Origin of the sequence: Nocardioides sp. NPDC057772, from assembly GCF_042798075.1 — a bacterium.
GTDB lineage: Bacteria > Actinomycetota > Actinomycetes > Propionibacteriales > Nocardioidaceae > Nocardioides.
Genome location: NZ_JBHVKN010000051.1, coordinates 18614 through 27633, shown reverse-complemented (window position 1 = coordinate 27633; position 9020 = coordinate 18614). Strand labels below are relative to the sequence as shown.

Genomic DNA, 9020 nt, shown 5'->3' with positions numbered 1-9020 from the left:
GTGGTCGCCATCAAGAAGTCGTCGGCGCCGTCGAGGGGCGCCTCACGGTAGGTGACCGGGAGATGCACGACGGACCCGCCGGCCTCGAGGAGCACGCACTCGATCCCCACCTTCCCGGCCGGGTCATCGAACCGATAGGAGCCGATCACGCCGTTCAGCTCACCCGGACACCAGTCCTGGGCGGCGAGCCAGGCACCGAAGATCTCCTTCTTCGTCGGAGTGAGCGTGGCCTTGTGAACGATCGACATGACCGTTATCTACCAGGTCAGGACACCTTGTTGCTATCGCCTTCGCCGTTCGAGAGGGTCTCGGCCTGGGTGTCGATCTCGGCGTCCTCCTTGGCACGCGCGGCCTCGACCGCCTTCGCGGCCCGGGCCTCGACCTTCTCGGCGAAGGCCCGGCGCTGCGGGTCGAGCACGAAGAAGGAGAGCACACCGCTGATCACGAACGCCAGGATCACCGCGAAGAACAGGTTGACCTCGCCCGCGACGAGCGACCAGATGCCCGCCACGATGCCGAAGGTGGCGACCAGCGACAGCAGCCGCAGGCCGGTGTAGATCCAGAACTCTTTCATGGGATTCCCTATCGGGTGGTCTCGACGAGCTCGGCCGCCGGAGCAGCCGGCGCAGCGTACGAATGCTGTGAGGTCGAGGAGAAGTAGTTGATGCCGATGAAGTTGAACCACAGCGTGGCCAGGCCGATCAGCGCCACGATCGCGGCCTTCTTGCCCTTCCAGCCGGCGGTCGCGCGCGCGTGCAGGTAGCCCGCGTAGACGACCCAGGTGATGAACGCCCAGACCTCCTTGGGGTCCCAGTTCCAGTAGGAACCCCAGGCCTCGTGCGCCCAGATCGGACCGGAGATCAGCACCCCGAAGGTCCACACCGGGAACGCGAAGGCGTGGATCCGGTAGGAGACCCGGTCGAGCGCGTCCAGCTCGGGCACGCGCGCCAGCAGGGCCGAGTCGGGGAAGCGCGACTTGAGCAGGTACGCCGCCGCCGCGATGCCGCCGAGGGTGAAACCGCCGGTGGCGATGATGGCGGCGATGACGTGGATGACGAGCCAGTAGGAGTTGAGCGCCTCGGTCAGCGGGGCGACCGGTTCGTAGAGCCCGACGACGGCCAGCATCAGCACCACGACGGTGAACCCGAGCACCCACGGCGCCATCCAGGCCAGCTTCAGGCGCCGGTGCAGGACGACGTACGCAGCGGCCACCACGAACGAGCCCGAGATCGTGAACTCGTACATGTTGCCCCACGGCACCCGGTTGGGGTCGGCGGCCATCCCGCGGGCGACCAGCGCGACCAGGTGACAGACCACTGCGAGACCGGTCAGCAGCAGGCTGAGGCGTCCGAAGAGCGCGGCCCGCTGCTCGCGTACGGCGTCGGCGGGGTTCGGCTCGGCCTCGGTCTCGTCCGCCGGGGCGCCGGCGCCGACGAGCTCCTTGGCCGCGACCGCGGCGCGGGCGCGCGACTGCCAGGCCGACCACTCGACCAGCGCGCAGAGCAGCGCCAGGAAGTAGACGACCCCGGCGGCCGTGATGGCCTGGTTGCTGAGAACGCCCCAGGTGTGGTCAGACATCCTTATCCTCCTGTGTTCGCGCGCCTCGTAGAGCCTCGACGAGACCGGTGACAACGGCTGCGGTGTCTCCACCGCCGGAGCGGTCGAGGGCGGCGATCTCGACCAGTGTGCCCCCGTCGACGCGGCGGGCGCGAACCCACACCCGTCGCGGGCGGATGAAGAGCGAGCCGAGCAGCCCCACCAGGGCCAGCGAGACACCCAGGAGCGCCCACTCCTTGCCGGGCGACTTCGAGATCTGCACCCGGTTCCACTGCTGGACGTCGTCGAACGAGACCGATCCCAGCCCGTCGGGCAGCTCGACCGTCTCCCCCAGCCGCAGGTTGAACGCCTTCCCGGACTCGTCCGGGGACATCATGTTGGCCTTGGAGGTGTCGAGCGCGTAGACCGACTGCGGTCCGGCGTCGAGGTTGAGGTCGCCGCGGAAGCCCTGCAGCGAGAGCATCGCGTGCGAGCCGTCGCCGATGTCGCCCATCAGGTTGACCGGCTCCCCGTCGACCGTGCCCTCGAACGGGTAGAACAGCCCCTGGAAGCCGAGCTCCTCGGGCGAGGCGTACGGCGCCTTCACGACACCGAAGGAGAGCAGGTTCTGGCTCTGCGGGAGGAAGATCGTCGGGCCGGAGTAGGCCACGTTGCCCTCGCCGTCACGCACCGTGATCACCGGCGCGTAGCCGTGGGCGAGCAGGAAGACGTCGGTGCCGCCGATGGTCAGCGGGTGGTTGACCTTGAGGTCGTAGGTCTTCTCCTCGCTCCCACCCTCCGTGTAGCGGATGTTCGACTCGAACCCGCGCGCCGTCCCCGCTCCGGCCCCGGTGCTCAGCCACTCGGCGGAGAAGTCGTCGATCTTGAAGCTGAAGTCGTCGAGGTCCTCGGGGGCGAAGAGCGAGCCGGGCTTGAAATCGTCGTACTGCGAGAGCTCGTTGGCGAAGCCGTACTCCTCCCCCACCAGCACGATCACACCGCCTTTGTAGCCGAACAGGCTGCCGAACGCGAACGCCACCAGCACGATGATCAGCGACATGTGGAAGACCAGGTTGCCGGCCTCGCGCAGGTAGCCCTTCTCGGCGCTCACCGACTCGCCGTCGCCCTCCTTCCGCAGCCGATAGCCACGCAGGGTCTTGCGGGCCGCGGCGAGCACCTCCTCCGGCTCCTCGTCGGTGACGTACGTCGCGGAGTCGGGCAGCCGGGTCAGCTTGGCCGGCGTCGCCGGCGGCTGAGCGCGCATGGCCTTCGCGTAGACCAGGCAGCGCGGGATGATGCAGCCGACCAGCGAGACCATCAGCAGCAGGTAGATCGCCGCGAACCAGGGCGTCGAGTAGACGTTGAAGAGGCCGAGCTTCTCGTAGATCGGGGTCAGCGTCGTGTGTGCCTCGCGCCACTGGTCGGCCTTCAGCGAGTCGACCCCGTCCTGCGGGATCAGCGACCCCGGCACCGCCGCGAGCGCGAGCATCAGGAGCAGGATCAGCGCGGTGCGCATCGAGGTCAGCTGACGCCAGCCCCAGCGCGCCAGCTCGCGGGCGTTCAGCTCCCCTGGGCGGCGTACGTCTTCGTTCTTCTCCTGGTCGGGAGCAGAGGTGGTGCTCACAGCGCGATGCCCTCCCAACGCTGGACGAGCTGGACCTGCAGCCACTGGACGCCGTTGTCCCACCAGCCGGTGAGCATCGCGACGCCGATCAGGATCATCAGCACGCCGCCGATGATCGTGATCGCCCGGGTGTGGCGGCGGAACCAGGTCAGTGCGACGGTGGCCTTGCGCCACATCACCGCGACGAGGACGAACGGGATGCCGAGGCCCAGTGCGTAGACCGCGAGCAGCAGGCCGCCGCGGGCGGCGGTGCCCTGGTCCCAGGCAAGTCCGGCGATGACACCGAGCGTCGGGCCGGTGCACGGGGTCCAGGCCAGCCCGAACAGGAAGCCGAGCAGCGGCGCGGCGGCCAGGCCGACCGCCGGCACCTTGTGGAACTTCAGGTCGCGCTGCAGCAGCGGGATGAAGCCCATGAACGCGATCCCCATGACGATCGAGAGCACGCCGAGGACCTTGGTGCCGGTCTGCTGGAACTCGAGCAGCTTGTAGGCGATCCCGCCGACGGTGATGCCCATCAGGACGAAGACCACGGAGAACCCGGCGACGAACAGCAGGGATCCGGCGAGCATGCGGCCGCGGCGTACGTCACCGGAGGCGAGGTCGGCGCCGGACAGGCCGGTGGCGTAGGAGAGGTAGCCGGGGAGCATCGGCAGCGTGCACGGCGAGATGAACGAGAGGAACCCGGCCAGCAGCGCGATCGGGACTGCCAGCAGCAGCGACCCGCTCCCGGCGGTGCTCGCGAACCAATCCGTCACGACGACTTCCCCGCCGAAGTGATGAGCTCGTCGAGCGTACGTGCCGAGGGGATCTCGCCGCGGATCAGCGCGGCCACGCGCCCCTCGGTGTCGAGGATCGCGGTGGCCGGGATGGCGCGAGGCGCCAGCGACCCCTTCAGCGCGAGGACGGCGGCACCGTCGGGTGAGTAGACCGAGGGGTACTCGACGCCGTAGTGGCGCTCGAACGCCAGCCCCTGGGCGGCCGAGGCGTCGCGGGTGTTGAGCCCCACGAAGGCGACCTCGTCACCGAGCTCCTCATAGGCCGCCTGGAGCATCGGCATCTCCTTGCGGCACGGCGCGCAGCCGGTCCACCACACGTTGAGCACGGTGACCTTGCCGCGGGTGTCGGCGAGGTCGAACGGCTTGCCGTCGAGGGTCTCGCCGGTCAGCTCGACCGGCTCGCCGCGATCAGCGACGGGGATCTCCTGGGTGCGGCCGTCACCGGAGATGTAGCCGGCTTCGTTCGTGCCGTTCTGCCCGCAGGCAGCGAGCATCACCACCAGTGGGAGAGCGAGCAGCCAACGCATGCCCCTGAGCCTGCCTAACAAAACTGAGAGACTCTTAATCTTCCGCGTCGCCGGCCGAGAACGGCGCGTACTTGTCCTTCGCGGGCAGCATGTCGCCGGCCGGCTCACCGTAGGAGAGCGCGACGAACTCGTCGTCGACGAAGTGCAGCGAGGTGAGCGAGCACAGCGCACACTGGCGGCGGCGCGGGTCGTGCAGGAAGCTGCGACCCTCGATGTGCAGCCGGGTGGTCCAGATCGGCAGCTGGTGGGAGACGATGACCGCCTCATGGCCGCGCGCCAGGTCACGGGCGTCGTGGATCGCGGACATCATCCGCGACACGATCTCCAGGTAGGGCTCGCCCCACGACGGCTTGAACGGGTTGAGCAGCTTCGGCCAGACCTTGGGGTCCTTCAGCGGACCCATGCCGTCCTTGAAGCTCTTGCCGACGAAGAGGTTCTCCGACTCGAGCACCCGCTCGTCGAGCGAGATGTCGACACCGAGCGCCTTGGCCAGCGGTCCCGCGGTCTGCCGGGCGCGCTCGAGCGGGCTCGAGATGACGTGGGTGATGTCCTGCCCGCCGATCCGGTCGGCCACCCGCTCGGCCATCTGCAGCCCGAGCTCGGAGAGGTTGAACCCGGGACGCCGTCCGTAGAGGATGCCCTCCGGGTTGTGCACCTCGCCGTGACGCAGCAGGTGGACCGTGGTCTCGATACTCATGCCTTCACCTTTCACAACAGCCCCTTTGCAGCAGCCTCGGCGGCGTATGGAAGCGCCTCCGTGATCCGAGAGAGCGCCCGCTCGTCATGGGCAGAGGACAGGAACCAGGCCTCGTAGGCGCTCGGCGGCAGATAGACACCCTGGTCGAGCATCGCATGGAAGAAGGCCTTGTACGCCACCTCGTCGGTGGTCTTGGCCTCGTCGAAGTTACGCACCGGCTTGTCGGTGAAGAAGACCGAGAACATCGTGCCGGTGGACTGGATGACGTGCGGGAGACCGACCTTGGTGAAGCTCTCCACGACTGCCTCCTTCACCACCTCCGCGGCCTTGCCGATGTGGTCGTAGACCTCATCGGTCGCCAGCCTGAGCGTCGTCAGACCGGCGGTGGTGGCGACCGGGTTCCCGGAGAGGGTGCCGGCCTGGTAGACCGGCCCGTCGGGGCTGAGCGAGGCCATCACGTCGGCGCGGCCACCGAAGGCCGCGGCCGGAAAGCCGCCGCCCATGACCTTGCCGAAGGTGACCAGGTCAGGCGTCCAGCCCTCCTGCTTGCCGTCGATCCCCCACTGACCCTGCTTGCTGGCCCGGAACCCGGTCATCACCTCGTCGGAGATGAACAGGGCGCCGTTGTCCGTGCAGGTGGTCGCGAGGAACTCGTTGAAGCCGGGCTCCGGCGGCACGACGCCCATGTTGCCGGGCGAGGCCTCAGTGATCAGGCAGGCCACCCGCCCCTGGTAGGTCTCGAAGGCCGCGGTCACCGCGGCGCGGTCGTTGTAGGGCAGTACGACGGTGAGCTCGGTGCTGCTCTCGGGGACACCCGGCGTGCCGGGGATGGCGTGGGTGACCAGGCCGGAGCCCGCGCTCGCGAGGAGCGAGTCCACGTGGCCGTGGTAGTTGCCCGCGAACTTGAGGATCACGTCGCGGCCGGTGAAGCCGCGTGCCAGGCGGATCGCGCTCATGGTCGCCTCGGTGCCGCTGCTGACGAACCGCACCTTCTCGACCGGCGCCCGCTCGACGATCGCCTCGGCGAGCTCGACCTCCGGCGTCGTCGGGGTGCCGTAGGAGGTGCCGCGCGTGACCGCCTCCAGGACCGCCGCCTGGACCTCGGGATGGGCATGACCCAGCAGCATCGGGCCCCAGGAGCAGATCAGGTCGACGTACTCGTTCCCGTCGACGTCGGTCAGCCACGCCCCCTTCGCCTCGCGGATGAAACGCGGCGTGCCGCCGACCGCGTTGAAGGCGCGCACAGGTGAGTTCACGCCACCCGGCGTCACGGCCTTCGCCCGGGCGAAGAGCGCTTCGGATGCCGCTGCGGACAGGGGTGAGATGTCGTGAGGCACCGGCTCATTCTTCATCAACGCCACCCCACAATCCCATTCCAGACCACATCTCATCGGCACGTCGCCATGGAATCGGGTTACCGATGCGTACGAATTTCGATGTTCCGCGTCACGAACGGCCGTAACCTGCGTCTCATCGGCGTCTCGGTTACTGGAACGCAATGTGCCAGTAAAACGTGACGTGCGTAACTTTGACGTGAGACGGTTCGTTGAGATCGTTGCGATTTGGGGAGCAAGACCTGGGACCTTCGGCCCTGGGGATTGAGAGGGAGATTCGATGTCCGCTACGCGCTACAACCGCCTTCAGAAGGCGACCGCGCTCGTTCCGCTCGCGCTGCTGAGCGCGGCCTGGACGGTCAACGTCACCGGTCTGACGCAGTCGAGTGCCACCGCATCAGGGACCAGTTACGACGACGCCTTCAGCCTGCCCGACGGCACCTCGGTTCCGTCCGAGGCGATCCAGGCCCCGGCCAGCGTGTCGGCCTCGACGAACCAGGGCGACCGGTCGCTGCCTGGCACGGCCAGCGCCGCCGGCATCCCGTCCGCTGCCCTCGCCGCCTATCAGCGTGCGGCCACGGTCATCAACGCCGCCGACGCGGCCTGCAAGATCGACTGGCCGCTGATCGCCGCGATCGGCCGGGTGGAGTCCAACCACGGGCGCGCCAACGACAACCGCCTCACCGCCGAGGGCGTCTCCACGCCCGGCATCTTCGGGGTTCCCCTCAACGGCAAGGGCAACGTCTCCCAGATCAACGACACCGACGGCGGTCAGTACGACGGCGACACCACCTACGACCGCGCGATCGGCCCGATGCAGTTCATCCCGTCCACCTGGGCGATGGTCGGCGTCGACGCCGACGGTGACGGCAAGCGCAACCCCCAGGACATCAACGACGCCGCCCTCGCCTCCGCGGTCTACCTCTGCTCCGGCGACGACGACCTCTCCACCGACCAGGGCGCGCGGGCAGCGGTCTACCGCTACAACCACAGCCAGTCGTACGTCACGACCGTGCTCGGCATCGCCGAGGCCTATCGCTCCGGCGAGTTCACCTCGATCCCGAACAGCACGGTCCCGGTCGACTACGCGATCCCGCGGATGGACGCTCCGAAGCCGTCGAAGCAGAAGGACCGTGAGTTCCGGGCGGGCGGCCCGAAGGCCGGCCCGCGCGGCGGTGCCTCCCAGGCTCCGTCCGGTCCGTCCAGCGAGGCGCCGTCCGGAGAGACCCCCGGCGGCAGCACCGGTGGTGGCACCGGCGGCGGCACCGGCGGCGGTGGTGGTGGCAGCACCGGCGGGTCCACGGGGGCGGTGACCGAGCCGCTGCAGGAGACGGTCGAGACGGTCGTCGCCACCCCTTCCCAGATTCTTTCCGCCTGCCAGCGTGAGCTGGCGAAGTACCCGCTCCTGAACGCCAGCCAGTCAGGCCAGGCGTTGACCCAGTGCGTGAACGCCATGGCCGGCAAGACACTCGAGCAGGTCAACGCAACTGTCGGCAACGTGCTCACGCTGATCCTCAAGGGCATCCTCGGCAGCCTCTTCGGCGCACTCACCGGTAACTGACCCTACGAACGAGAGGCCCCGCCGGCACGGCGGGGCCTCTCGCATGTCTGTCGCGCCGGGGCCGCGTGTAACACGTCGTTCGTGGCACTATCCGGTCGTTCTCGCAGGGCGGGTAGTCCTACGAACGACGTGTTACAGCTCCGCACCGACCGACAGCAGCACGGAGCCGCAGCCACGTCGGCCTCAGGCGGCGGGCTCGTCGTCCTCGTACTCGGTGACGAAGTCGCGGCCGGCCTCGCGGACGGCGGCCAGCGACGACGCATCGGCAAGCAGGGAGCTGAGGTGGTAGTCGGCGACCGACTGGGCCAGGGCCTCAGAGCTCGCCGAGGCCTTTTCCTCGTCGCGACGGCCGTGCCACAGCCGGTGCTGGGCGCCCTCGTTGAGCGAGAGCAGCATCAGCGCGGTGGCGGCGGGATCTGTCTGTCGCAGCTCCCCGCTTTCGACACCCAGCTCGAGGAGCTGGGCGGCCGCGGCGCGCAGCTTCTCACCGTCCTCCTCGAAGCCTGCGAAGACCTGCGGCTGGGCCAGCGCGGCGACCTCGAGCTCGTAGAAGTCGAGCGGGGCGGTGCACAGCTGGCGGACGTCGGTGTAGAGGAAGGCGTAGAGCCGCGGAGCCACCGGCCCGTCCTCTTCGAGAAGCTTCTCCGCGAGCGTCAGGGACTCACGGTTCTTCTCCATCAAGGCGGAGAGGATCTCCTCCTTGGACTTGTAGTAGTAGTACATCGACGACTGGCGCAGTCCGACGCACTCGGCGATCTGACTGATCGTCGTCGCCGCGACCCCCTGAGCGGTGAAAAGCCTGGATGCCTCTTTGAGGATCTCTTCCCGCGGATTCGCCGAATCACGTCCACTGTTGCGTGGCCGACCGGTGCGCTTCGGGCTGCCCAACTCTCGATTGGTCACGGTCTCGAGTCTACTCTCCGGATATGTTCCACGTCACAGAGCTGGGCGGCTGGTGAGGCGAG

9 protein-coding genes and 1 pseudogene are annotated in these 9020 nt (G+C 68.4%); 1 reads left to right on the top strand and 9 read right to left on the bottom strand.

The features are described 5' to 3' along the window. The 8 genes and pseudogenes from ACFVJS_RS11530 to hemL form a co-directional block, all read right to left on the bottom strand. A pseudogene (locus ACFVJS_RS11530) lies at window positions 1–248 on the bottom strand (hypothetical protein); the annotation flags it as partial. 17 nt (window positions 249–265) lie between these two features. Continuing rightward, entirely contained in the window at window positions 266–574 is a 309-nt protein-coding gene (locus ACFVJS_RS11525; RefSeq protein ID WP_378879706.1) for a DUF4229 domain-containing protein, read from the bottom strand. An 8-nt stretch (window positions 575–582) separates the two neighbouring features. Continuing rightward, window positions 583–1578 carry a c-type cytochrome biogenesis protein CcsB gene (ccsB, locus tag ACFVJS_RS11520; RefSeq protein ID WP_378879703.1) on the bottom strand — a complete coding sequence of 332 codons (996 nt, stop codon included), beginning with the start codon at window positions 1576–1578 and terminating at the stop codon, window positions 583–585. Further along, complete coding sequence (locus tag ACFVJS_RS11515) at window positions 1571–3160, bottom strand: cytochrome c biogenesis protein ResB (protein WP_378879700.1); 1590 nt, start codon at window positions 3158–3160, stop codon at window positions 1571–1573. Before ACFVJS_RS11515 ends, ccsB begins: the two co-directional genes overlap by 8 nt. Next, window positions 3157–3915 carry a cytochrome c biogenesis CcdA family protein gene (locus ACFVJS_RS11510; protein ID WP_378879697.1) on the bottom strand — a complete coding sequence of 253 codons (759 nt, stop codon included), beginning with the start codon at window positions 3913–3915 and terminating at the stop codon, window positions 3157–3159. The genes ACFVJS_RS11515 and ACFVJS_RS11510 overlap by 4 nt, the downstream gene beginning before the upstream one ends. Beyond that, window positions 3912–4463, bottom strand: coding sequence for a TlpA family protein disulfide reductase (locus ACFVJS_RS11505; RefSeq protein WP_378879694.1), 552 nt, complete (start codon window positions 4461–4463; stop codon window positions 3912–3914). The genes ACFVJS_RS11510 and ACFVJS_RS11505 overlap by 4 nt, the downstream gene beginning before the upstream one ends. A 34-nt stretch (window positions 4464–4497) precedes the next feature. After that, entirely contained in the window at window positions 4498–5160 is a 663-nt protein-coding gene (locus ACFVJS_RS11500; RefSeq protein WP_378879691.1) for a histidine phosphatase family protein, read from the bottom strand. A gap of 11 nt (window positions 5161–5171) precedes the next feature. Beyond that, window positions 5172–6512, bottom strand: a complete 1341-nt coding sequence (gene hemL / locus ACFVJS_RS11495; RefSeq protein ID WP_378879688.1) for a glutamate-1-semialdehyde 2,1-aminomutase — start codon at window positions 6510–6512, stop codon at window positions 5172–5174. A gap of 262 nt (window positions 6513–6774) precedes the next feature. Between hemL and ACFVJS_RS11490 the strand changes: the two genes are divergently transcribed. Next, a complete protein-coding gene (locus ACFVJS_RS11490; protein WP_378879685.1) occupies window positions 6775–8055 on the top strand; it encodes a lytic transglycosylase domain-containing protein in 1281 nt (426 codons plus the stop codon). A gap of 183 nt (window positions 8056–8238) precedes the next feature. Here the strand turns inward: ACFVJS_RS11490 and ACFVJS_RS11485 are convergent, their stop codons facing one another. Then, window positions 8239–8958, bottom strand: coding sequence for a TetR/AcrR family transcriptional regulator (locus tag ACFVJS_RS11485; RefSeq protein WP_378879683.1), 720 nt, complete (start codon window positions 8956–8958; stop codon window positions 8239–8241). Window positions 8959–9020 lie beyond the last annotated feature (62 nt).